The organism is Baekduia soli, from assembly GCF_007970665.1.
Lineage (GTDB): Bacteria > Actinomycetota > Thermoleophilia > Solirubrobacterales > Solirubrobacteraceae > Baekduia > Baekduia soli.
In genome coordinates this window covers 4707739-4730893 of the sequence record NZ_CP042430.1, presented here as the reverse complement: position 1 = coordinate 4730893, position 23155 = coordinate 4707739, and the positions used below count along the sequence as shown (strand labels likewise).

Annotated in this window: 23 protein-coding genes; 15 read left to right on the top strand and 8 right to left on the bottom strand. The window is 74.1% G+C overall.

The window, feature by feature from the left end:
- Positions 1 to 4: 4 nt before the first annotated feature.
- Positions 5 to 1555, bottom strand: a complete 1551-nt coding sequence (locus tag FSW04_RS22940; protein WP_187369039.1) for a D-glucuronyl C5-epimerase family protein — start codon at positions 1553 to 1555, stop codon at positions 5 to 7.
- A 49-nt stretch (positions 1556 to 1604) separates the two neighbouring features.
- On the opposite strand from FSW04_RS22940, the gene FSW04_RS22935 reads away from it, so the two are divergent.
- The 3 genes from FSW04_RS22935 to FSW04_RS22925 are packed head-to-tail and all read left to right on the top strand — an operon-like array spanning position 1605 to position 4371.
- Positions 1605 to 2708, top strand: a complete 1104-nt coding sequence (locus tag FSW04_RS22935; protein ID WP_146922510.1) for a hypothetical protein — start codon at positions 1605 to 1607, stop codon at positions 2706 to 2708.
- A gap of 21 nt (positions 2709 to 2729) precedes the next feature.
- Positions 2730 to 3851: a calcium/proton exchanger gene (cax, locus tag FSW04_RS22930; RefSeq protein WP_228430672.1), complete on the top strand. Its 1122-nt coding sequence runs from the start codon at positions 2730 to 2732 to the stop codon at positions 3849 to 3851.
- A 52-nt stretch (positions 3852 to 3903) separates the two neighbouring features.
- Complete coding sequence (locus FSW04_RS22925; protein ID WP_146922508.1) at positions 3904 to 4371, top strand: hypothetical protein; 468 nt, start codon at positions 3904 to 3906, stop codon at positions 4369 to 4371.
- Positions 4372 to 4377: 6 nt separating this feature from the next.
- Here the strand turns inward: FSW04_RS22925 and FSW04_RS22920 are convergent, their stop codons facing one another.
- Both FSW04_RS22920 and FSW04_RS22915 read right to left on the bottom strand, forming a co-directional pair.
- Positions 4378 to 4686: a hypothetical protein gene (locus FSW04_RS22920; protein WP_146922507.1), complete on the bottom strand. Its 309-nt coding sequence runs from the start codon at positions 4684 to 4686 to the stop codon at positions 4378 to 4380.
- A 90-nt stretch (positions 4687 to 4776) separates the two neighbouring features.
- Positions 4777 to 5214 (bottom strand): hypothetical protein, encoded by a 438-nt coding sequence (locus FSW04_RS22915; RefSeq protein WP_146922506.1) that lies wholly within the window; start codon positions 5212 to 5214, stop codon positions 4777 to 4779.
- 148 nt (positions 5215 to 5362) lie between these two features.
- Between FSW04_RS22915 and FSW04_RS22910 the strand changes: the two genes are divergently transcribed.
- The 5 genes from FSW04_RS22910 to FSW04_RS22890 all read left to right on the top strand — a co-directional run bounded on the left by FSW04_RS22910 (position 5363) and on the right by FSW04_RS22890 (position 10600).
- On the top strand, positions 5363 to 6538 hold the full coding sequence (locus FSW04_RS22910) for an acyl-CoA dehydrogenase family protein (RefSeq protein ID WP_146922505.1): 1176 nt from the start codon (positions 5363 to 5365) through the stop codon (positions 6536 to 6538).
- Positions 6539 to 6672: 134 nt separating this feature from the next.
- Positions 6673 to 7128 carry a PadR family transcriptional regulator gene (locus FSW04_RS22905; RefSeq protein ID WP_146922504.1) on the top strand — a complete coding sequence of 152 codons (456 nt, stop codon included), beginning with the start codon at positions 6673 to 6675 and terminating at the stop codon, positions 7126 to 7128.
- 9 nt (positions 7129 to 7137) lie between these two features.
- Complete coding sequence (locus tag FSW04_RS22900) at positions 7138 to 7590, top strand: SRPBCC family protein (RefSeq protein ID WP_146922503.1); 453 nt, start codon at positions 7138 to 7140, stop codon at positions 7588 to 7590.
- Positions 7591 to 7797: 207 nt separating this feature from the next.
- A complete protein-coding gene (locus FSW04_RS22895; protein ID WP_146922502.1) occupies positions 7798 to 9807 on the top strand; it encodes a 3-hydroxyacyl-CoA dehydrogenase/enoyl-CoA hydratase family protein in 2010 nt (669 codons plus the stop codon).
- Positions 9808 to 9835: 28 nt separating this feature from the next.
- Positions 9836 to 10600, top strand: coding sequence for an SIR2 family NAD-dependent protein deacylase (locus FSW04_RS22890; protein ID WP_146922501.1), 765 nt, complete (start codon positions 9836 to 9838; stop codon positions 10598 to 10600).
- Positions 10601 to 10822: 222 nt separating this feature from the next.
- On the opposite strand, the gene fdhD is transcribed toward FSW04_RS22890, so the two are convergent.
- The 3 genes from fdhD to FSW04_RS22875 all read right to left on the bottom strand — a co-directional run bounded on the left by fdhD (position 10823) and on the right by FSW04_RS22875 (position 15186).
- Positions 10823 to 11596 carry a formate dehydrogenase accessory sulfurtransferase FdhD gene (gene fdhD, locus FSW04_RS22885; RefSeq protein ID WP_228430670.1) on the bottom strand — a complete coding sequence of 258 codons (774 nt, stop codon included), beginning with the start codon at positions 11594 to 11596 and terminating at the stop codon, positions 10823 to 10825.
- A gap of 86 nt (positions 11597 to 11682) precedes the next feature.
- A complete protein-coding gene (locus FSW04_RS22880; RefSeq protein WP_146922500.1) occupies positions 11683 to 12546 on the bottom strand; it encodes a hypothetical protein in 864 nt (287 codons plus the stop codon).
- A 12-nt stretch (positions 12547 to 12558) separates the two neighbouring features.
- Positions 12559 to 15186 carry a lytic murein transglycosylase gene (locus FSW04_RS22875; protein ID WP_146922499.1) on the bottom strand — a complete coding sequence of 876 codons (2628 nt, stop codon included), beginning with the start codon at positions 15184 to 15186 and terminating at the stop codon, positions 12559 to 12561.
- A gap of 342 nt (positions 15187 to 15528) precedes the next feature.
- Between FSW04_RS22875 and FSW04_RS22870 the strand changes: the two genes are divergently transcribed.
- The gene (locus tag FSW04_RS22870; protein WP_146922498.1) at positions 15529 to 15966 is read left to right on the top strand and encodes a hypothetical protein; all 438 of its coding nucleotides are present in this window, start codon (positions 15529 to 15531) and stop codon (positions 15964 to 15966) included.
- Positions 15967 to 16200: 234 nt separating this feature from the next.
- On the opposite strand, the gene FSW04_RS22865 is transcribed toward FSW04_RS22870, so the two are convergent.
- The gene (locus FSW04_RS22865) at positions 16201 to 16899 is read right to left on the bottom strand and encodes a phosphorylase family protein (RefSeq protein WP_187369038.1); all 699 of its coding nucleotides are present in this window, start codon (positions 16897 to 16899) and stop codon (positions 16201 to 16203) included.
- A 25-nt stretch (positions 16900 to 16924) separates the two neighbouring features.
- On the opposite strand from FSW04_RS22865, the gene FSW04_RS22860 reads away from it, so the two are divergent.
- From FSW04_RS22860 to ftsH, 6 genes are all read left to right on the top strand, one after another.
- Positions 16925 to 17329, top strand: coding sequence for a hypothetical protein (locus FSW04_RS22860; protein ID WP_146922496.1), 405 nt, complete (start codon positions 16925 to 16927; stop codon positions 17327 to 17329).
- 153 nt (positions 17330 to 17482) lie between these two features.
- Positions 17483 to 17869, top strand: a complete 387-nt coding sequence (locus FSW04_RS27560) for a hypothetical protein (protein ID WP_228430668.1) — start codon at positions 17483 to 17485, stop codon at positions 17867 to 17869.
- A 214-nt stretch (positions 17870 to 18083) separates the two neighbouring features.
- Positions 18084 to 19268 (top strand): MerR family transcriptional regulator, encoded by a 1185-nt coding sequence (locus FSW04_RS22850; RefSeq protein ID WP_146922494.1) that lies wholly within the window; start codon positions 18084 to 18086, stop codon positions 19266 to 19268.
- A gap of 9 nt (positions 19269 to 19277) precedes the next feature.
- Positions 19278 to 20213, top strand: coding sequence for a tRNA lysidine(34) synthetase TilS (gene tilS / locus FSW04_RS22845; RefSeq protein ID WP_187369037.1), 936 nt, complete (start codon positions 19278 to 19280; stop codon positions 20211 to 20213).
- A gap of 14 nt (positions 20214 to 20227) precedes the next feature.
- Complete coding sequence (gene hpt, locus FSW04_RS22840; RefSeq protein ID WP_146922492.1) at positions 20228 to 20761, top strand: hypoxanthine phosphoribosyltransferase; 534 nt, start codon at positions 20228 to 20230, stop codon at positions 20759 to 20761.
- A gap of 126 nt (positions 20762 to 20887) precedes the next feature.
- Positions 20888 to 22876: an ATP-dependent zinc metalloprotease FtsH gene (ftsH, locus tag FSW04_RS22835; protein WP_146922491.1), complete on the top strand. Its 1989-nt coding sequence runs from the start codon at positions 20888 to 20890 to the stop codon at positions 22874 to 22876.
- On the opposite strand, the gene FSW04_RS22830 is transcribed toward ftsH, so the two are convergent.
- Entirely contained in the window at positions 22873 to 23127 is a 255-nt protein-coding gene (locus FSW04_RS22830) for a hypothetical protein (protein WP_146922490.1), read from the bottom strand. The two genes, ftsH and FSW04_RS22830, sit on opposite strands and share 4 nt — an antisense overlap.
- Positions 23128 to 23155 lie beyond the last annotated feature (28 nt).

Sequence of the window (23155 nt, the reverse complement as noted above, 5' to 3'; positions counted from 1 at the left end):
GATCCTACGGCGCGCGGCGCCTCTTGGCTGCGGCGGGCGCGACGCTGAGCGCGCCGGTCGCGGTCGCGGCGTTGCCCGCGAGGTCGACCGCGCGCAGGGTGATGGTGTGCGGCCCGGCCTTGGCGGGGCGGAAGCCGATCCTGTGCCGGCCGCGCCCCAGCCGCGCGGTCCGCTGCAGCACGACGGTCGATCCCCGGCGGATCGTGATGGTCACCCACGAGACCTTGTCGACCGTGAAGCGGATCGCGCCCGACCCCTTCTGGCGCAGGCGCTGGGGCGCGATCGCCAGCACGGGCGGGGTGCGCAGGTCGTCGGTGAAGCGCGTGGCCGTCTGGCAGTAGGGGGCGGGGTCGGGTGCCGGCGAGGCCTCCGTGCCGCCGACGGACGCGGCGCGCCGGGCGTCGGCGGTGAGCCGGTCGCACAGGCCGCGGAGGAAGTCGCGCAGCAGCTCGTGGTAGCCCAGGTCGGACTCCATGCCGCCGCCCCCGGTGGCCGCGCGGGAGTACAGGGACCACGCGCCGGTGTCGAAGGCGGGCAGCTCGGTGCGCAGCTCGGCCTCGCCGGAGGCGAACAGGGCGCGGCCCTCGTCGTCGTTGGCCAGCGCGGCGAAGTCGTGCAGCCCGTTGAGGGCCTGCGTGAAGCCGTTGACGATGCGCTGCGACGGGGCGTAGGAGTACTGGAGGTAGTGCGCCCCGGCGGGCGTGTCGACGCGCACGCCCTGCGGCGGCGGGGTGCGGAAGATCCCCAGCGCGCTGCGCGCCGCGTCGAAGTAGGCGGGGGCCGACAGGCGGACGGCGGCCCGCGACAGTGCCGAGAGCGCGGTGCCCTGGGCCAGGCCGCTGACCCACGGCGGCCGGCCGCCGTCGAAGGTGAACTGGTACTCGAACGCGATGCCCCCGGCCCGCTGCGTGGCCAGCCCGAGCGCTTCGTCGAGCAGGCGCCGCAGGTCGGGGTCGTGGTCGCCCGAGCGCCAGAGCGCGTTGGCCTTGCCGAACGTCCCGAGCCACTGGATCTGCAGGCCCTGGCCGGGGTAGTGCTGCCACACGATCCGGCTGCCCTGGAACGTCATGCGGCGGCCTGGGGCCGGGATCGGCGCCGCGGCCCACCAGGCGCGGTTGCGCTGCAGCGTCAGGAACAGCGCGGGCAGGCGCGAGGGGATGAAGCGCCCGCCGGCCGCGGCCGCCCGGACCTGGCCGAGGACCGCGGCGAGCTGCGTGCGCCGGTAGCCGTGCAGGCGCCGCAGCGTGTCGCGCGCCGCGACGTAGGCGTCGTGGTAGCCCGCGGCGGTCGCGGGGTCCAGCGTCCCCGCGGCCTGCAGGCGGCGCAGCTCGGCGGGCACGCTCGGCCCGGCGGCGGCGGCCCGGGCGCGCGGCACGGCGTCCACGGGCGCCGGCGCCGGCAGCGGGGCGGCCGGCGGCAGGTAGGGGTCCTCGCGCGTGCGCACGTGGCCGTCGGCGCCCAGCACGAGCACGGGCGCGGCGTCCGCCGCGGGGACGGCGGCGATGGGCACGGCGACGGCCGCCGCCACCGCCAGGAGGACCAGCGTTCGGCGCACGGGGCCGATGCTACGCTCGCCGACCGCCGGGTCCGCAACCCTGCTTGCCATGCCGCGCCGCCTCCGCCTGCTCGCCGTCCTGCTCGCCGTCGCCGCCTCGGCGACCGGGGTCGCGGCCTGCGGTGGCGGGGGCGACAACGCCTCGGGCGGCGGGGACGCCGGGGCGATGCTCAAGGCCACGTTCGGCACTGCGCATCCCATCCGCAGCGGCTCGGTGGACGCCGTCCTGGTGGCCGACCTGCAGGGCCTGCCGAGCTTCAGCCAGCCGCTGAACCTCCACCTCAGCGGCCCCTTCCAGTCCAACGGCGGCACGACGCTGCCCGACTTCGCGCTCGAGCTCGACCTCAACGGCGGCACGAGCCCGGTCACCATCGGCGCGACGTTCGCCCACGGCGTCGGCTACCTCACGCTGGAGGGCCAGGCCTTCGCGCTGGGCAGGGACATCGACGCCAGCTTCGCCGAGGGCTACCGCCGCGCCCGGGCCGACTCGGCGTCCTCGGCGAAGGCGGTGCCGTCGCTGTCGGCGCTGGGCGTGTCGCCGCTGACCTGGCTCAAGGCGCCCAGGGCGCGCGGCCGCGAGGACATCGCCGGGACGCAGACCGACCACATCAGCGCCGCCGTCGACGTCCCGCGCCTGCTCGGCGACCTCAACACGCTGCTGGGCAAGGCGCGCAGCGTGACGCAGGCGGGCGGCGCGGCGACGGGCACGAGCGTCCCGACCCGGCTCACGGCCGCCCAGCGCGACGCGATCGCCCGGTCGGTGTCGGCCGCGACCGTCGACGTCTGGACGGGCACGGCCGACCGCACGTTGCGCAAGCTCTCGCTCGACGTCCGCATCGCGGTGCCCACGGACCTGCAGGCCCGCGCGGGCGGGCTGCGCTCGGGGCACATCGCGCTGCAGGTCACGCTCGCGGCGCTCAACCGGCCCCAGGCCATCCGCGCCCCCTCCGGCGCGCGGTCGCTCGGCACGCTGCGCGCGGCGCTCGGCCAGGTCGGGCTGGGCTCGGGCGCCTCGTCGGCCACCCCGGGGACCGCGACGACGCCCGGCACGTCGACGACGCCGGCCGCCGCGCAGGCCGGCTACGCCCGCTGCCTCGACCAGGCCGGCGACGACCTGGCCAAGGTCCAGCGCTGCGGGGAACTCCTGAAGTGATCGTCCCCTAGGCTCCTGTCGGTGCAGCTGCGCTCCTTCCTGTCGAGCGGCCAGGGCTGGCCCTACCTCCTCGTGCCGTTCATCCCCCTGGCGATCGTCCTCGACGTCGCCGGCGTGAGCCCCATCGCGATCTTCTTCGTCTCGGCCGCCGGGGTGATCCCGACGGCGGCGCTCATGGGCCGCGCGACGGAGGAGCTGGCCGAGCGCTCGGGCCCGGGCATCGGCGGCCTGCTCAACGTCACCTTCGGCAACGCGCCGGAGATCATCATCGCCCTGTTCGCGCTGAACAAGGGGCTGCACGAGGTCGTCAAGGCGTCGCTCATCGGCTCGATGCTCGGCAACATCCTGCTCGTGCTGGGCGCCGCGATGCTCGTCGGCGGCCTGGGCCGCGACCGCCAGTTCTTCGACCGAACGGCCGCCTCGGCCCAGTCGGCGATGCTGCTGCTCGCCGGGGTCGCGCTCGCGATGCCCGCGGTCTTCGAGCTCGTCGCGGGCAACGGCCTGCCGCTGCCCGGCGACGAGATCGTCAACTACCCGTCCGACGTCGAGCACCTCTCGCTGGCGGTCGCCATCGTGCTCATGGCGACCTACGCCGCGGGCCTGGTCTTCTCGCTGAAGACCCACCGCGACCTGTTCAACCCGGCGCACGGCGAGCCCGAGGAGGGCGATGACGAGCCCTGGACGGTGCGCAAGGCCGTCATCATGCTCGCCGTCGCAGGCGTCGCCGTGGGCGTGATGTCCGAGATCCTCGTCGGCTCGATCCAGGAGGCCGCCGCGGGTGTCGGGCTCAGCGAGTTCTTCATCGGCGTGATCGTGATCGCCATCGTCGGCAACGCCGCCGAGCACTGGGTCGCCGTCCTCGTCGCGCGCAAGGACAAGATGGACCTCGCCGTGAACATCGCGATCGGCTCAAGCGCCCAGATCGCCCTGTTCGCCGCTCCACTGCTCGTGCTGTTCTCCTTCGTCCTCGGGCCGCACCCGATGGCGCTCGTGTTCAACGGCTTCGAGATCGGCGGGCTGCTGCTCGCGGTGCTCATCGCCAACCACGTGACCAACGAGGGCGAGTCGACGTGGTTCGAGGGCGTCCAGCTCCTGGCCGTCTACGTGGTCCTCGGCCTGACGTTCCTCTTCGCGGGCACGTAGACCGCGCGGCTCGGCCTCAAGCCCGCGGCCCCCGCGGCCGACCTAACAGATGATGGATGCCGTCCAGGCCACCGCCGCGACCGCGGCGACGACCACCACCCCCGCCACGACCACTCCGGCCACGAACGCGGCGGGGACGTCGGCCAAGAGCTTCGCGACGCTGTTCGCCGACGCCAAGAAGGAGCTCAAGGACGGCGAGAGGCTCACGAGGGTCAAGGGCCACGAGTTCGCCCGGATCAAGGGCGGCGTGCGCGACGACCAGTGCGTCAACCTCTCGGGCAACGGCCGCAACGGGCAGGTGTTCGACCTGATCTGGCGCGACGGGCGCTGCTTCCACGTCTACGGCGGCAAGGGCGCCGACCACAAGGTCGTCGAGGTCGGGACGTCCAAGAAGGACGCCGCCTCGGGCAACACGACGGCCGGCACGACGACCTCGGGCACGAAGGACGGCACCACCTCGGCGTCGTCGGGCACGGCGAAGTCCGCCGCCATCGCCACCGGCGGAACCGCGGCCGCCTAGCGGCCCTCAGTCCTCGTCGGGGTCCTCGACCTCGAAGCCGTCGAACTCCTCCTCGTCGTCGGCCTCCATGAGGCCGTCGGCCGCCGGCGCGTGACGCGACTGGAAGCGCTCGATGAGCTCGTCGCGGACGTGCTCCTCGATCGGCAGCTCCTCGGAGACCAGCACCCAGTCGGAGCCCTCGAACTCCTCCATGTTGAAGATCTCACCGTCCAGGTCGGGCGAGTCGTCGACGACGACGAGGACCTCGGTCTGCGGGTTGAAGTAGGTCCCGGGACGGTTCACGAGATCCTCGAGCTCGAAGCGGCGCATCGCCATGGGGTGGGTTCTATACGACGCGGCGGCCGGGGGGCAAGGCGCGGGCGCCCGATCGCCGCCGCCGGTCCGGTCACGGTCCCCGTGCGCCGCTCAGCCCGGGCCCTGAAGCTCGCGCAGGGAGCGGGCGACCTCGGCCTCGACGTCCAGGGGCGGCCGGCCCTGCCGGACGCGCCGGGCGTTGCGGGCCACGACGAGGTCGCGGACCTCGGCCGCCAGCGCCGGGTCGGCCGGGGCGGTGGGCGCCCGCAGCAGCCGCGCCAGCTCGGCCTCGACGTCCTGGACGGGCTGCCCGCGCGCGGCGCGGCGCGCGTTGCGCGCCTCGAGCAGCTGGCGGACCTCGGCCTCGCGCTCCACCGCGACGGCCGCCGCCGAGGGGGCCGGCCCGGCGCGGTCGGTCCCGTCGTTGAGCGACAGGCCCCCGTGGCCGATCTGGCGGTAGGCCTCGCCGCTGGTCGAGCTCGCCCAGACCCCCGCCACGAGCCCGACGGCGACGACGACGACGGTCACCACGAGGAAGGCGGTGTCCACCCGCGCAGTGTGCCTGGACGGACGGGTGATTGACGGAACGCGTTCCTCCGCTACCCTCTCGAGGTAGTCGTTGACTGACCAGTCAATCGTCTGTCGCACGAGGGCTCACCGCGTGCGAGCCCTTCGTCTCGTTCCAAGGAGAACCACGATGGTCGACTTCACGCTGACCGACGAGCAGAAGAACCTCCGCGAGCTCGCGCACGACTTCGCCGAGAAGGAGATCCGGCCCGTCGCCTGGGAGTACGACAAGGACGGCACGTGGCCGGAGGACGTGTTCAGGAAGGCCCACGAGGTCGGCCTCATGAACACCCATGTCCCCGAGGCCTACGGTGGACCGGAGCTCTCCTACCTCGACGGCTGCCTCATCGAGGAGGAGCTCTCGTGGGGCTGCTCGGGCATCACGACCTCGCTCGGCGCCAACGGGCTGGCCAGCGCCCCGGTCATCCTCGCCGGCTCGGAGGAGATCAAGAAGCGCTACCTCGGCATGCTCGTCGAGGAGCTCACGTACGCGTCGTTCTGCCTGACCGAGCCCGGCGCGGGGTCCGACGTCTCCTCCATGCGCACGCGCGCGGTCCGCAAGGGCGACAAGTACGTCATCAACGGCCAGAAGTGCTTCATCACCAACGGCACGTACGCCGACTGGTACACGGTCTACGCCAAGACCGACCCCGACGCCGGCCACCGCGGGATCTCCGCCTTCGTCGTCCCCCGCGACGAGACGGTGGTGATCGACAAGAAGGAGGACAAGATGGGTCAGCGGGCCTCCAACACCGCGACCGTCACCTTCAACGACACCGAGATCCCGGCCGATCACATCCTCGGCGAGGAGAACCAGGGCTTCAAGATCGCGATGATGACGCTGGACCGCACGCGGCCCGGCGTCGCCGCGATGGCCACCGGCATCGCCCGCGCCGCGCTGGAGTACGCCACGGCCTACTCCAAGGAGCGCGTGCAGTTCGGCGTGCCGATCGCGATGCACCAGGCGATCCAGTTCATGATCGCCGACATGGCGACCAAGGTGCACCTGTCGCGCCTGGCCACCTGGCAGTCCGCCGTCCTGCTGGACAACGGGATGGGCAACACGATCGAGTCCTCGCACGCCAAGCGCTTCGCCGCGGACTCCGCGATGGAGGTCACCACGGACGCCGTCCAGGTCTACGGCGGCTATGGCTTCATCAAGGAGTACCCGGTCGAGAAGCTCATGCGCGACGCGAAGATCATGCAGCTCTACGAGGGCACCTCGCAGATCCAGCGTCTGGTCATCGCCCGCGAGACGCTTCTGCCGCGCCGCGTCGAGCAGCCCCAGGCCGCCGCGACGGCCTAGCCGCCGCCCCGGCGGCACCGGACCTCCAGTCCCGAGGCACGACGGGCCGCCCGCGAGGGCGGCCCGTCGGCGTTCCCGGACCGCCGCGCCGGCCGGGCGCATGGGCGGCGCGGCGGCGTGGGATCCTGCGGGTGATGTCCCCACGGCGCATCGACGAGGCCGTCGCCGAGGCGGCGCCGCTGCCGGCCGCCCGCGCGGCCGCGGGAGCGGGCGGCGGCGCGGGCTCGGCCGATCCGCTGGCCGGCGAGCTGCGCCGGGCCGGCCTGCTGCCCCTGCTCGTCCTGCACTTCCTGGGCGACGGCCCGTCGTACGGCAACCAGCTCATGGAGCGCGTCGAGCTGCTCAGCCGCGGGCTCATCGGCGTCAACCCGAACACGATGTACCCGCTGCTGCGTCGCCTGGAGGCCGACGGGCTGGTCGCGGGGGAGTGGGAGCACCCCGAGCGCCGGTCGCGGCGCTTCTACCGCCTGACACCCGAGGGGGAGGCCGAGCGCGAGCGCCTCGCGGGCGCCGTCGGGCCGCGCCTGGACGCCGTGGCCGGCGTCCTGGCCGACATCAAGGACGCCCTGGGGCTGCGGCCGCTGCGGTAGAACCCGTCCATGGGACGCGTCCGCGCCGAGGTCGAGGTCGCCGCGCTGGCCAGCGTGGTCGAGGAGCTCTGGTACGACACGTCGCGCTGGCCGACGTTCGTCGACGGGCTGGCGCACGTGGCCAAGGTCGAGGGCGACTGGCCGCGGGACGGCCGCGTGGTATGGGACGCGCGGCCCGGCGGGCGCGGGCGGGTCATCGAGCGCGTCGTGGCCTACGAGGCCCGCGCGGGGCAGACCGTCGCCGTCGAGGACGAGAGGATCACGGGGACCCAGCGCCTGGCGTTCACGCCGACCGACCGCGGCTGCCGGGTGCGCCTCGAGCTCGACTACGCCGTCAAGGACCGACGACCGCTCATGGCGGTCGTCGACCTGCTGTTCGTGCGCCGCCCGATGGGCGACGCTCTGCGGCGCACCCTGGTGCGGCTGCGCCGCGAGGTCGACGCCGCCGACCTCGTGCTCTAGGCGCTCGCGGTCGGGGCTGGTCCGGCCTCGGCCGGTCGCAGCGCGCGACGACGCAGGCGGCCGGGTTGCCCTGGGCGCCCCGATGGAAGTGCGGCTTGTGACCCCGCTCACACCCCAGGGGCCGATGGGACGGCCGTACTAGCCCGATCAGGCTAGGGTGACCGGTCGCTACCCCGAACGTACGCCAGAGAGAAGGGTTTCCGTCACGTGTTCGTGTTCAAGGCCGCCGTGGTCGGCGCAGGGACGATGGGCGGGCAGATCGCGCAGACGATCGCCGCCGCCGGCTTCCCCGTCGTCCTCAAGGACGTCAAGCAGGAGTTCGTCGATGCGGGGCTGACCGAGGCGCGCAACGTCACGCAGGGCCAGGTCGCGGGGCTCGTGAAGAAGGGCCGGCTCACCGAGGAGCAGGCCGCCGCGCAGGTCGAGGAGGTCCTGGCGCGCATCACGCCGGCGACGGGCTACGAGGCCTTCGGCGACGTCGACTTCGTCGTCGAGGCCGTTCCCGAGCGCATGGAGGTCAAGCAGGCGGTCTTCGCCGAGCTCGACGCGGTCACGCCCGGGCACGCGATCCTGGCCTCCAACACGTCGTCGCTGTCGATCACCGAGATCGGCGACGCCACGCTGCGCCCCGACAAGGTCGTCGGCTTCCACTACTTCTACCCCGCGTCGGTCATGCCGCTCATCGAGGTCATCGAGGGCGACGACACCTCCCCGGAGACCACGCAGGCGGCGATCACGTTCGCCCAGGCGATCAAGAAGCAGCCGATCACCTGCGCCGAGGTGCCGGGCTTCGTGGTCAACCGCGTGCTGAACTCCGGCATCTCGGAGATCTGGCGCGACCAGGAGGAGCTCGGCCTCTCCATCAAGAAGATCGACGAGGGCGTGGGTGCGGCCAAGGTCGTGCCGATGGGGCCGTTCTTCCTCATCAGCCTCCTGGGCCTGGACACCGTGCTCCATGTCGCCGAGCACCTCGAGGAGTCCTACGGTGACCGCTTCTACGTCCACGAGGGCATGCGCCGCCTGGTGGGCGAGGGCAAGCTGGGGGCCAAGTCCGGCGGCGTCGGCTTCTACGACACGGAGGGCGACGCCACGCTGGAGGGCGCCGCCGACCCCGAAATCGACGAGCTCGTCGAGAAGCTCGTGCTCAAGACGTTCGTCGAGGCGGCGCTCGTGCTCGAGGAGGGCATCGCGACGCACCGCGACATCGACTTCGGCCTCATGGCCGGCGCCGGCCTGGACCCGCGCCGCGGCCTGCTGCCCCCGTTCATGAAGGCCGACGTCGAGGGCCTGGACGTCGTGCTCGAGCGCCTCGAGCGCGCCGAGGAGCGCTGGGGCGAGCGCTTCGCGCCGCCGACGATCCTGCGCCGCCTGGTGGCCCAGGGCCGCCTCGGGCCCAAGACCGGTCAGGGCTTCTACGCCTACATGCAGCCCGACGCCGAGCAGCCGGCCGGCGACGAGGCCGTCGTCAAGCTCGAGAGCCGCGGCGAGGTCGCGATCGCGTGGCTGGCCAACGGCCAGATGAACTCCATCGCGCCCCAGGTCGTCACCGACCTGCGCAAGGTGTGGGACAAGGTCAAGGCCGACGGCGTGCGCGCGCTGATCATCGCCTCCTCCAACCCGTTCCTGTTCTCCGCGGGGGCCGACATCAAGGCCTTCACCCAGATGGACGCCACGACGGGCAAGGAGTTCGTCGACGGCGCCCACGCGCTGTTCCGCGAGCTGGAGACCGAGGGCGTGGCCACGATCGCCGCGGTCAACGGCCTGGCCTTCGGCGGCGGCTGCGAGCTGGCGATGGCCGCCGACGTCCGCATCGCGGCGCAGTCGGCGATCTTCGGCCAGCCCGAGATCAAGCTGGGCATCATCCCGGGCTTCGGCGGCACCCAGCGGCTCGCGCGGCTGGTCGGCGAGAACAAGGCGCTGGAGATGAACCTCATCGGCGACCCGGTCTCGGCGCACGAGGCCTACGAGTTCGGCCTCGTCAACCGCTCGGTGCCCGACCACGAGCTGCTCGACACCGCGCTGGCGTGGGGGCGCAAGCTCGCCGAGTCGGCGCCGCTGGCCGTCGCCGCGGTCAAGCAGGTCAGCGCGAAGGGCGACCTCGACGAGGGCATCGAGGCCGAGAAGGCCGCCTTCGCCTCCGTGTTCGCCTCGGCCGACGGCCAGCAGGGCATCAGCGCCTTCCTGGCCAAGCGCAAGCCGAACTGGACGGGGCGCTAGCCCTGCCACGCGGCTAGCCTGGGCGTCCGTGCGCCCCGCCGCGAGCATCGAAGCCGTCGCCGCGCTGGCGTCCCTGATCCGGGACGCCGGCTCGGTCGTGGCGCTCACCGGCGCCGGGATCTCGGTGCCCTCCGGCATCCCGGACTTCCGCTCGCCCGGGACGGGGCTGTGGGAGAACGTCGACCCGATGGAGGTCGCCCACATCGACGCGTGGCGGGCCGATCCCGAGCGGTTCTGGCACTTCTACGGCAACCGCTTCCAGACGCTGGAGGGCAAGGAGCCCAACGGCGCGCACCGGGCGCTGGTGGAGCTCGAGCGCCGCGGCCTGCTGCACGGCGTCATCACCCAGAACATCGACCGCCTGCACCGCCGCGCCGGGACGCAGCGCCTCGTCGAGGTCCACGGCTCCATCGACACATCGTCGTGCCTGACCTGCGGGGCGCGCTTCCCGATCGCCGACGTGCGCGCGCGGCTGGACGCCTCGGCGATCTCCGTGCCGCACTGCGACTGCGGCGCGCCGCTGAAGCCCGACGTCGTCCTCTTCGGCGAGTGGCTGCCCGAGGGGGCGCTGCACGAGGCCTACGCGCTGGCCGCGGGCGCCGACGTGCTGCTGTGCATCGGCTCCTCGCTCGAGGTCCATCCCATCGCCCAGCTGCCCGGCGCCACGCGCCAGAACGGCGGCCGCGTCGCCGTGATCACCCAGGGACCGACACCGTGGGACGGCCGCGCCGCGGTCCGGCTGCAGGGTGACGTGGTCGCCGAGCTCGAGGCGCTCGTCGCTGCCCTTGACTAGGCGATCCGGCGCGATCCGCCCGTGGGCGTCGGCCGGGAACGCCGCGCCGCCGGTGACGTAGGACGACCAGCGCGGGGCGCCGGCGACGTCGACGAGCGCGGCCTTCGCGGGCATGTCCTCGGCCATGGCCGCCACGACGCCGGTCGCCGCGGCGCTGCTCGCCAGCGCGTTCGGGCTCTCGTTCCTGCTGCCCCGCGAGGCCCGCCTGGGCGAGGTGTACGCCTACAGGTCGCGGACGCGCCCGCCGCCGGTGTACACGTTGACGCAGCCGCGGCGGGCGAAGCCGCACAGCGTCATGCCGCGGTCGGCCGCCAGCTCCACCGCCAGCGACGACGGCGCGCCGACGCCGACGAGGATCGGGCAGCCGGCGACCGCCGCCTTCTGGACGAGCTCGAAGGACAGGCGGCCCGACACGCAGAGCACGCGGCCCGCCAGCGGCAGTCCGCCGTCGAGCAGGGCGCGGCCGATGACCTTGTCCATGGCGTTGTGGCGCCCGACGTCCTCGCGCACGCAGAGCAGCTCGCCCGCGGCGTCGAAGAGCCCGGTCGCGTGCAGCCCGCCCGTCACCGCGAAGCCGGGCTGGCGCAGGCGGTCGGGCAGCGCGGCCAGCAGCGCGCGGTCCAGCACCGGCCCCGGCGGCGCCGGCGCCGCGTGGACGGCCACCTCGTCCAGCGCCCCGCGACCGCAGATGCCGCACGAGGACGTCGTGTAGAAGCGCCGCTCGCGCGCGACGGCCTGCAGCGGCGCGTCGACGACCACGACGTTGGCGGCCAGGTCGGCCGTGGGGCCGACGGCGGCGACGGGGCCGGCCAGCAGGCCCTCGCCGTGCAGGAAGCCGACCGCGAGCTCCTCGTCGTGGCCCGGCGTGCGCATCGTCACGGCCAGCGCGGTGTCGCCGGCGCGGATCTCCAGCGGCTCCTCGACCGCGACGCGATCGGCCACGTCGCCGTCACGCAGGACGGGCGCGTGCATCCGCGCTGTCGCGTCACCGGCCATCGCCGCAGTATGGCGGGCGTCGGCCGGTGCCCGATCCTCCCGGCGGGGACCCGGCAACGCACCCGCCCCCGGGGCGGCCGTTCGTCCTACTCCAGGCCGCCGGCCACGCGGGCGGCCAGCGCGGCCTCCAGGCGGGCGACGACGGCCTGCACCGCGGCGATCTGGTCGGCGTCCAGGCCGCCCTCCAGCGCGCGGTTGGCCGCGTCGGCCACCGCGGCGCGGTGGCCGCGCAGCTCGTCCAGGCGCCCCGCGAGGTCGGCGCGGTGCGACCACGCCTGCAGCTCGGCCAGCGCGGCCTCCAGCGCGACGCGGGCCTGCAGCGCGGCCTCCCGCGTGCGGCCTCGGTCGAGGTCCAGGCGGGCGCGCAGCGTCAGCTCCTCGGCGGCCAGCGCGACGTCGCGGCCCGACAGCAGCGCCGCGAAGCGCTCCTGCGGGCGCAGCGCCCCCGCCCGGCGCTCGGCGCGCGGCCGCGGCCGCGGCACCCCGCGCGCCTCGGTCCACTCGCCCTCGGCAACCTCCTCGCCGCGGCCGACCCCGACGCGCACCGCCAGCGCCTGCTCCAGCGCGACCTCCCGGACGAACGGGTCGGCGCGCACGATGCGCTGGGCGTGCAGCACCCGGTTGAGGACGTCGACGGCCGCCTCCGCGCGGGCGGCGAGGTCGGCCCCCGCCAGCCAGGCGCGCGCCTCGCGCTCGTCGCCGATGGGCACGGCGTCGACCAGCGTGGCGCGGGTGATGCTCACGGTGGCGGGCTCGGGGCCGGCGTCGACGCGCCGCGCCCGGCGCGCGCCGAGGCGGCCCTGCGGCCGCGAGCCGTGGCCCTGCAGGACGAGCACGTGCTCGGGCTCGCCGGCGTGGCCCCGCAGCACGTAGCGGCCGGCCGGCGGGCCGAGGTCCCAGGGCAGCTCGAGCTGGACGAACGCGAAGCGCGGCGAGCCCTCGCGCCCCATGGGCGGCCGGACCTACTCGCCCGGGTGGGCGTTGCTGGCCCGCGAGGTCGACGATGGGGCGTCGATCGCGTACTTCGAGGGCGAGGTGAGCACCTGGGGGTTGTCGATCTGCCCGAGGCGGTCGATGAGCTTGATCCACTGCTTGGGCTTGAGGACGGCGTCGAGCTGGCGGCCGGCCTTGGTGTCGGTCCCGTACTGCGGGCGGAACCCGACGTGGATGTGGTCGGCGTGGTCGGGCAGCGCGAGCGTGTTGTCGGCGCCGTCGAAGGTCATGAGGCTGATGATCTGGTGGGGCTTCATCGTGCCCTGCAGCGTCAGCAGGCGGCGGATCGTCATGTCGGTGATCGAGCCCTCGCCCTGGTGGCCGAGGATCGGGATCCCGTTGATCGCCGCGATGTCGACGGCGCTGCCCGTCGAGTGCTCGGAGATGTTGCCCGAGGTCGTGAGCAGGCTGTGGCCGCACTCCAGCGCGCTGACCGTCGGCTTCAGGCCCGAGGCCGACAGGAACTCCAGCGTGGCGAGCACGCGGCGGTCGATGGCGCCCGAGCGGACGTCGCGGCGCCCGCAGGAGTAGATCGCGACCCGCGGATCGGCGAGCACGCGCTGCTGCAGCGACTCCTTGCTCATGAGCAGGATCTGGCCGATGGACGGGTTCTTGGCGTCGGGGCCGAAGAAGGGGTTCTTGCCCGCGGCACGGTAGATCGCCGTGGACTCCAGCAGCTTCCAGCCGTCGAGGATCGGCTTGGGGTCGATGCGCGGGGCACCGGCGCCGGCGGGGCGGATCTCGAAGAGCAGGTGGGAGGCGACGTGCGAGCTCGTGCGGCCCACGCGCCCGAGGATCGTGCCGGCGACGACCTTGGAGCCGACCTTGAGGCGCTTGATCTGGACGTCCTTGCTGTCCAGGCCCAGCACCTTGGTGAACTCCGCCTTGTACGTGCTGCTGCCGTTGGCGAACTCGCGGTTGAGCAGCTGCTCGGCGCCGCCCTGGGCGTAGGAGGCCGGGCGCGACGGGTTGGCGAAGTCGCGCTCCTTGGTCACCGCGGCGCCGGTCGTGTCGGGCGCGGGCGCCGAGGCCGAGGTGTCGACCTGGGAGGTGCGGGCGGCGGCCGTCGCATCGGCGGTCTTGGCCGCCTTGGCCTTGGCCTTGGGCTGGGTGCCGGCGCTGGCCGCCTGCTTGGGCGCCTCGTCCTTCTTGGGCAGGTCGAGCTCGCTGGCGACCTGGCCCATGGCGACCTTCTCGGGCTTGGGCACCGCGTAGGCGTCGGCGACCTTCTTGAGCTGCGCGTACGTGTACGTGTTGCCGTAGACGTCCTGGAGCTGGATGAACCGGCCCAGGCGCTTCGTCCTGCCGATGCGGACGATGCGGCCGTCCTGCGTGGCGATCGCGGGGGAGCCGGCCTTGGCGTAGATGTTGATCCCGCGGCGGCTCGTGTTGGCCTCGACCGGCACGGCCGCGTTGTGGCCCTTGGCGATCTTGCGCGTGATCTGGCGCTCGGACAGGTCGTCGGCGTAGGTCGCCTTGGCGCTGACGGGGAAGTGGCCCTGGGTCAGGCCGGTGAGCGAGCCGACGAGGTCGGAGGGCAGGCCGCCGATGAGGCGGGCGCGCATGAGGACCGAGTCGACGTACCAGTCGGCGTGGTTGTAGGAGTAGATGGCCTTGCGGACGTCGCTGTCGGCGCCGGCGGCCTTCAGGTACCGCGCCGCCGCGAAGATCGCGTCGACCGGGTTGTAGGGGTCCTTCTTGCCGTCGTGGTTGGCGTCGACGCCGTACATCTTCCACGTGGACGGCATGAACTGCATCCAGCCCACGGCGCCGGCGGTGGAGACGTTGAGGTTGCGGCCGTAGTCGGTCTCGATCTCGTTGATCCCGGCCAGGACCTCCCAGCGGATGCCGTACTCGATGCCGGCGGCCTGGTAGATCGGCAGCAGGAACGGCGGGATCCGGAACTTGTCGATGAAGAAGTTCGGGACGCCGATCGGAGCCGCGCCGGGGAAGGCCTGCGTGAAGGTGGGGTTGGCCGGGGTCGGCACGCCGTCGGGCTGGCGGATCGGCGCCGACGGGACCTTGGCGTCGGCCGCGGCCTTCTCGGCGGCCAGGGCGTCCTGGCGCACCGTGCGCCCGGTGGTCTGCTGACCCTGCTGGCCGCCGGCGGAGATCGACGGGGCGCCGGGCGTGGCGGTCGACGCCGGGGTCGCGGTGGACGCGGGCGTCGCGTCGCTGGGCGTGGCGGCGAGGTCGGCGGGCACCGCCGGGTCGGCGGGCGCGGGGTCCGAGGCCGCCGGGTCGGCCGGCGCCGGGGCGGGCGCGGGCAACGTGCTCGTGCCGGTCTCGGCCGGCGTCGTCGGCGTCGTGGACGTGGACGTGGTCGTCGTGCCGGTGCTCGCCGGGGTGGTCGACGTGTCCGTCGTGGTGGACGGGCTCGTGCTCGTGTCCGTCGACGGGGTGGACGCCGCGGGCAGCGTGATCTGGTCGACGGGGGCGCCGGGCGGCGAGTCGATCTGCACCGTGACGGTCTGGCCGCCGAGCAGGGTGACCGTGATCGTGCGCAGCTGGGCGGACGCGGGGAAGACGGCAGCACCGAAGCCCGCCGTGAATGCACCGGCGGACACGAGTCCGATCAGCAGCTTGCGCCTTCTCATGAAAAGCTGGGCTTCCCTCCCGCGACCCGGTCACGCCTCAGAGCGCCGGCAACGCGGCGTGACCCTAGCAAGGCAGGACGATCGGGAAGGCAGGACGCTACTTGCATGATTCTGGTTGTGCAAACGGGAACGGCCGGACGATTCCGACGGGGGATCCAGGCGATTCCGGAGAGCACTCGCCCTAGCATCGGACGCACCGCACCAGGACTTGAAGTCCGGACGCCCAGCCTCGGCACCAGGTTGCGGCTCGGGGTCCGGCGCGCGACGACCTCGACCTCGACTTGAGCATGAGGGTCCGGGCCGTGGCGCACGACGGCCATCATCGATCGCAGGAGAAGACCCATGAGTGACGATCTCGGCAACGACGGGCTGCGCGAGCGCATCCAGAAGCAGGGCGAGGAGACGCTGGGACGCGTGGCGCAGGAGCTCTTGGAGAGCCCGCTGGTCCACAGCGCGATCGCGCGGGCCTTCGAGGCGCGCGAGAAGGCCGTCCAGGCCCAGGAGGCCGCGATGGGCGCCCTCAACCTCCCGTCGGCGGCCGACCTCGAGCGCCTGACGCGCCGCGTCCGCTCGCTGAGCCAGCGCCTGGAGGGCATCGAGGACGGCGTGGACCGGCTGGACGAACGGCTGGCGTCGCTCCCCGGCGCGGGCATCGAGGCCCGCCTGGGCGCCATCGAGGCCTCGCTGGACCACCTGGGCAACGAGGTCGAGGCGCTGCGCAAGAAGCTCCCGGCCAAGCCCCCCGCGCGGCGCGCAGCGGCCAAGAAGCCGACGAGCTGACCGAGGGAGGTGCGCGAGCCCGCCGGCCGGGGACGGGGAGCGGCCGGCGGGCGTCGCGCTGCCACAGCCGGCGCGACGGTCGGAGAGCGCTCCACAGGCCGGAGGAGGAGGAGGGCCTGGAAGCTGGCTGCGGCGGGATCGGGGTCCTGCGGGGTCGTGCCCCATGCTGGCGAAGGTCTGGCCGTCGCACCATTCGGCCTGCCCTTCAGCGGCGGTGCGGGTAGCCGCACCGCCTCAGCCCGCGGCGGTCAGCGCCGCGGCGCCGGCCTCGCCCGCCGCCTCGCCGGCCGCGGTGGCCCGCTCGTCGTCCAGCCGCGTGCCCGCGGCGTCCAGGACGATGGCCACGACGGAGCCGAACGCGATGCCGTGGCGGGCTGCGACCGCCGCCAGCGCGGCCGTCTCGAGGTCCCGGGCCAGCGCGCCGGCGGCGCGCCAGGCCCGCGCCGGGGCCGCGTCGACGGCGTAGACGAGGTCGGAGGAGACGACGAGGCCCGTGTGCCGGACCGCCCCGGCCAGCGCGCCGGTCAGCGCAGCGTCGAGCTCGGCGCGCTCGGGGCCGCCGAGCGCCCGGCTCGTGCCGTCGGCGGCGAGGACCGCAGCGGCGGCGACGAGGTCGCCCGGCGCGAGCGCGGCGTCCAGCGCCTCGGCGGTCCCCACGCGGACCGCCCGGCGGACGCCGAGCGCCGCGAGCTCCTCGAGCACGATCGCGGCGCTGGGGCCGCCCATGCCCGTGCTCTGGATCGTCAGCGGCGCGCCGTCGTGCGCGGTGCCCGTGTAGCCCCATAGCCCGCGGTGGTGGTTGAACATCCGCCGGTCGTCGCCGAGGACGACCTGCGCGAGCGCCAGCGCGCGCCCCGGGTCGCCGGGCAGCAGGACGCGCGGCGCGAGGGCCGTGGTGGGCCGGAGGTGGACGGGCTGCGGATCGCCGGGCACGGCGGGCGAGGATATGGTCCCGGGCATGGCCGACGACGACGACGAGCCCCGCGCGGCCGGCAGCGAGCCGAGGTCGCGGGCCGACCAGCTGCGATCGGCGGTGGAGCAGGCCTTCGGCGCCACGGCCCAGGGCACCGGTCCCGTGCGCGAGCGCGCCCAGGAGCTGGCCGAGGAGCTCGCCGGCGCGGCCTCCCGCTTCCGGGAGGTCCTGGAGGAGCTGCGCCCGCCGACCGGCGACGAGCTCTCCGAGCTGCGCGCGCGCCTGGACGCCCTCGAGCGCCGCGTGGGGGAGCTGGAGGCCGGGCCGAAGGCCGCGCCCAAGCCGCGGCCGAAGGCCAGGCCCAAGGCCAAGACCGCGCCCGAGGCGCCCGCGCCCAGGGCGCGCAAGCCGGCGGCCCCGCGCGCACCGCGCGGCGGCGCCCCCTCCTGACCCCGGCGCGGCCGTGACCCCGCGGAGGGTGCTCATCACGGGGGTCTCGAGCCCGCTGGCCGCGGACCCCGCGGTCGCCCACGTCGTCGGCGTCGACACCCGCCCGCCGCCCGCGGTGCCCGCCGGCGCGTTCTCGTTCGCCGCCGCCGACCTGTGCGGGACGCCCTGGGCGCCGTCCTGCGCCGCGCCGAGCCCGACGTGGTCGTCCACCACGACATCGTCCCGTTCCCCCGAGCCGGGCCGCGGGACCCGCTCTCCGACCGGTGGCGGCGGGTGACCGCGAGCGTGCCCGCCTCGCCGCACGAGGGAGTGGCGCTCCTGGAGCAGGTGCAGCTCGTCATGGTGCTCCCCGAGAGGGCCAAGGGCGTCGGCAAGCCGTTCTCGGAGCGCTACCGGCTGCAGCGCTTGGCCGCGGCGGCCTCGGGCCCGAGGCGGCGCGCGACCGCGCGGCGGTCCTCGAGGTCTCCGAGGAGGTCCGGGCCCGGATCCAGCGCATGGTGCACGAGCAGCTCGTGGCCCGGCCCGGGGGCGTTCAGGTGACCGCCACGTTGACACGGCGCGCGCGCAGGAGTACCCCTGGAGGCCAGAAGGCCGGACAGCGGGTCGCCCGCACCCGGTCCGGGCCGGCGCCCTGCGCCTCGCCTGGACCGATGGGCACCCCCGGCCACGTCGCGGGCCGCGCCCGCGAGCGGCGGGACCTCCACGGGAGTCCCGCCGCTGTCTTGACCGCCCGGCGTCCCCGGCGGCCGTGGCGATGACCGCCACGACGCTCGCCGAGGCCGCCCGTCTGACCGGGGTCTCGCCCGCCACGCTGCGCCGCTGGGTCGACGCGGGCCTGGTCCCCACCGGGCCCGGCGGGGCGCTGACGCCCGCGTCGGTCGGCCAGGCCCGGGTCGTGGCACGGCTGCGCGAGCGCGGGCACACGCTGCGCCAGATCCGCGAGGCCACGGAGCGCGGCCGGCTGGCCACGAGCTCCATCGAGGGCCTGCTCCCCGCCGCGCCCGGGGCGTGGACGGCGGAGCAGGCCGGCCGCGAGACCGGCCTCGATCCGGCGCTCATCGCGCGGATCTTCCAGTCCCTGGGCTTCGGCGCGGCCGCCGTGGAGCACCTGCGCGACGACGACCTGCAGCTGCTGCGCCACGCCGCGGGCGCGCTGGACGCCGGCCTGCCGCTCGAGGCGTTCCTGCAGCTCGTGCGCGTCTACGGCCAGGCCATGTCGCAGATCGCCGACGCCGAGGTCCGCCTCTTCCACCTCTACGTGCACGAGCCGCTCATGCGCGAGGGCGTCCCGGGCGGGCAGATGACCGAGGAGATCGCCGGCCTGGCCCGCGAGATCCTGCCCCTGGCCTCGCCGATCATGGACCTGGCCCACACCCGGTTCCTGCAGCACTTCATCGAGCAGGACGTCGTCGGCCACATGGAGGCCGACCTCCCCGGCTCCGCCGACCGCCTGCCCGGCCGCCAGCGCGTCGCGATCGCCTTCGCCGACCTCGCGGGCTTCACGCGCCTGACCGAGGAGGTCGGCGACGAGGAGGCCGTCGGCATCGTCGAGCGCTTCGTCGACCAGGTCCAGGCCTCGCTGCCGGACGACGCGCGGATCATCAAGACGATCGGCGACGAGGTCATGATCGTCGGGGGCGACCCGTCGGCGCTGGCGTGGTGGGCCGTGACGTTCCAGCAGGGCGACGTGACCCGCCCCCGCCCGCGCATCGGCCTGCACTACGGCGAGGCGCTGTACCGCGAGGGCGACTGGTACGGGCGCGAGGTCAACCAGGCCGCGCGCGTGGCGGCGCGCGCCGCCGGCGGCGAGGTCCTCGTCACCCGGCCCGTCGTCGAGCACGTGGGCCCGGGGCTCGCGTTCCGCCCGATCGGCGAGGTCCGGCTCAAGGGCTTCACGGCGCCGACCGAGATCTTCGCCGCGGCGGCGGGGGAGGCCTGAGTGGACCTCGTGGCCCGCGTTGCGGCCACCGGGCTGCTGCCCGCGGGCGGCCCGCTCGTGGTCCTGGTCTCCGGCGGGCGGGACTCGACCTGCCTGCTCGACCTCGCGGTGACGCTGGCCGGCCCCGGCGCCGTGAGCGCCCTGCACGTCGACTACGGGCTACGCGGCCCGGCGTCGGCGGCCGACGCCGAGCACTGCGCCGCGCTGTGCGCACGCCTGGGCGTCGGCCTGCGCACGGAGCGGGTGCGCCGGCCCGAGGGGGCGGCGGGCAACCTGCACGCCTGGGCGCGGGAGGCGCGCTACGCGGCGGGCGCCCGGGCCGCCGCGCAGGCGGGCGGCCCGCTGGCCACGGGCCACACGGCCACCGACCAGGTCGAGACGATCCTCTACCGGCTGGCGACCTCGCCCGGGCGCCGCGCGCTGCTGGGCATGGAGGCGCGGACGGGCGACCTCGTGCGCCCGTTGCTGGCCGCCGACGTCACGCGTGCCGAGACCGCCGACTGGTGCCGGCGCCGCGGCCTGGCCTGGCGCGAGGACGCCTCCAACGCCGACCCCGCCTTCGCGCGCTCGCGTGTGCGGGAGACGTTGCTGCCCGCCCTGGAGGCCGTCGACGGGCGGGCGGTGGGCAGCGTCCTGCGGACCGCGCGGCTGCTGCGCGAGGAGGCCGCCGTGCTCGACGAGGTCGTCGAGGGGGCGCTGGCCGGCCGCGACCGGCTCGGCGTGGACGAGCTCGCCGCGCTGGGCCCGGCGCTCGGGCGCCTGGTCGTCCGCCGCCTGGCCGAGGACGCCACGGGCCGGTCGTGCCCGCGGGCGGCCTCGCGCCTGGCCGACGTGCTCGCCCTGGGCGACGGCGCGCTGGACCTCGGCGACGGCGCCCGCGCGGTCGTGGGCGACGGTGTCCTGCGCCTGGAGCGCACGCCGCCGCTGCCTCCTCGCCGCTGCTAGCGTGCCGCGTCCTCATGCGGGACCCCCAGATCGGCGAGATCCTCGTCCAGCCCGACGACCTCAAGCGCAAGGTCCGCGACCTCGGCGCGCAGATCTCGGTCGACTACGCCGACCGCGACCTGCTGATGGTCTGCGTGCTCAAGGGCGCGGTGTTCTTCCTCGCCGACCTCATGCGCGCCATCGACATCCCGTGCGAGGTCGACTTCATGGCCGTCTCCTCCTACGGATCGGCCACGGACTCCTCGGGGGTCGTGCGCATCCTCAAGGACCTGGACCGGCCCATCGCCGGCCGCGACGTCCTCATCATCGAGGACATCGTCGACTCGGGGCTGACGCTGCAGTACCTCATGCGCAACCTCGGCGCTCGCGAGCCGGCCACGCTGGAGGTCTGCGCCCTGCTGACCAAGCCCGAGCGCCGCAAGGTGGAGCTGCCGACGCGCTACGTCGGCTTCGAGATCCCGGACACGTTCGCGATCGGCTACGGCCTCGACGCGGGGGAGCGGTTCCGCAACCTGCCCTACGTCGCCGCGCTGGCCGACGACGGCTGAAGAACGCCAGGGCTCGAGCCACGCCATCCTTCTGCCGACGAGCCACGTAGACCCGGCAGGGCGGCCCCACCGCCCTGATACCCTCAGCGCCTTGCGCACGATGCGAAAGCCCCCCGCGCACCTCCTATGAGCAGGTTCTTCAAGAGCGCCGCCTTCCCGATCCTCATCGTGGTGGTGCTGGCCTTCTTCGCGCAGAAGCTCATCTCCGGCCCGGAGCAGAGCAAGCCGCCGTCCTACGGCCAGTTCATCACGCAGCTGCAGGACGGCCAGATCAAGAAGGTCGAACTGCGCACGAAGGACAACGTCGTCGAGGTGACCCCGAACCAGGGCTCGAAGTACGAGACCGGCTTCGCCGACAACGACGCGGGCAACCTCGTCACGACGCTGCAGAAGGAGAAGGCCGCAGGGAAGCTGCAGGACTACAACGTCCAGCCGCGCAAGAGCAACGCCTGGCTCGGGCTCCTGACCTACGTCCTGCCGTTCGTCATCTTCATCGCGTTCTGGATCTTCCTGATGAACCAGGTCCAGGGCGGGGGCTCCAAGGTCATGTCGTTCGGCAAGTCGCGCGCCAAGCGCATGTCGGTCGACTCGCCCAAGATCACCTTCCGCGACGTTGCGGGGGTCGATGAGGCCGTCGAGGAGCTCCACGAGATCAAGGAGTTCCTGGAGAACCCGAAGAAATTCCAGGCGCTCGGGGCGCGCATCCCCAAGGGTGTGCTGCTCTACGGGCCCCCGGGCACCGGCAAGACGCTGCTGGCGCGCGCCGTGGCCGGCGAGGCCGGCGTGCCGTTCTTCTCGATCTCCGGCTCGGACTTCGTCGAGATGTTCGTCGGCGTCGGCGCCTCCCGCGTCCGCGATCTCTTCGAGCAGGCCAAGCAGAACTCGCCCTGCATCATCTTCATGGACGAGATCGACGCCGTGGGCCGCCATCGCGGCGCCGGCCTCGGCGGTGGCCATGACGAGCGCGAGCAGACGCTCAACCAGCTGCTCGTCGAGATGGACGGCTTCGAGATGAAGGACAACATCATCTTGATCGCCGCCACCAACCGCCCGGACATTCTGGACCCGGCGCTGCTGCGTCCGGGCCGCTTCGACCGCCAGATCGTCGTCGACCGCCCCGACCGCAAGGGCCGCGCCAAGATCCTCGAGGTCCACACCCGCGGCAAGCCGCTGGCCAAGGAGATCGACGTCGACACCCTCGCCGGCCAGACGCCGGGCTTCACGGGCGCCGACCTCTCCAACCTGGTCAACGAGGCCGCGCTGCTGGCCGCCCGCAACGGCAAGCGCGAGATCACCCAGGTCGAGCTCGAAGAGGGGATCATGCGCGTCATCGCGGGTCCCGAGAAGAAGACCCGCGTGATGGGCGAGAAGGAACGCCTCATCACGGCCTACCACGAGATGGGCCACGCGATCGTCGGACACTTCCTCGAGCACTCCGACCCGGTGCACAAGATCTCGATCATCAGCCGCGGCCAGGCGCTGGGCTACACGATCTCGATGCCGCAGGAGGACAAGTTCCTCACCACGCGCGCCGAGCTGCAGGACACCATGGCCATGACGCTGGGCGGCCGCGGCGCCGAGGAGATCATCTTCGGCGAGATCACCACGGGCGCGTCCAACGACCTCGAGAAGGTCACCGCGACGGCCAAGCAGATGGTCATGCGCTTCGGCATGTCCGAGCGCCTCGGCCCGCGCGTGTTCGGCCACGACCACGGCCAGCCGTTCCTGGGCCGTGAGTTCTCCTCCGAGCCCGACTACTCCGACGAGATCGCCCGCGAGATCGACGACGAGATCCGCCGCATCGTGGAGTCCGCGCACCAGCGCGCCAAGGACATCCTCGGCGAGCACCGCGACTCGTTGAACACGATCAGCCAGGTCCTCCTCAAGCGCGAGACGATCGAGAAGGAGGAGTTCCTCGCCCTGCTCGACGGCAAGAGCGAGGAGGAGGTCTTCGGGCCCGACGAGCCCTCCCAGGAGGCCGCTCCCCCCGGCACCGCGGTCCCGGCCGACCGGGCCGGTCGCGAGGCCCCGCGCCCGCTGCCCCGTCCCGGCCTGGCCGGCGGCGGCGTCGAGGCCCGCGGCCTCGAGCTGCCCGAGAAGCCCGAGCTGGCCTAGCGGCCCTCGGGGCCGGCGCTCCCCTCGAAGTCGAGGTGCGCTATGGAGGCACGGCGGCGCCGCTCCTCCTCCTCGCGCTCCTCGCGCACGCGCCGGCGGGCGTACCGCTCCAGCCACGCGACGAGCGCGAGAGACGCGGCGGCGACGAGCCAGCCCGGCCACGCCCCCGAGGACTGCGCGACCAGGGCGCCCGTCGCCCCGACGATCAGCAGCAGGGCCTGCAGGCCCCCGGTGCGCGGCCCGTCGTCCATCCCCGCGGAGCCTAGGGCGTCTAGGCTC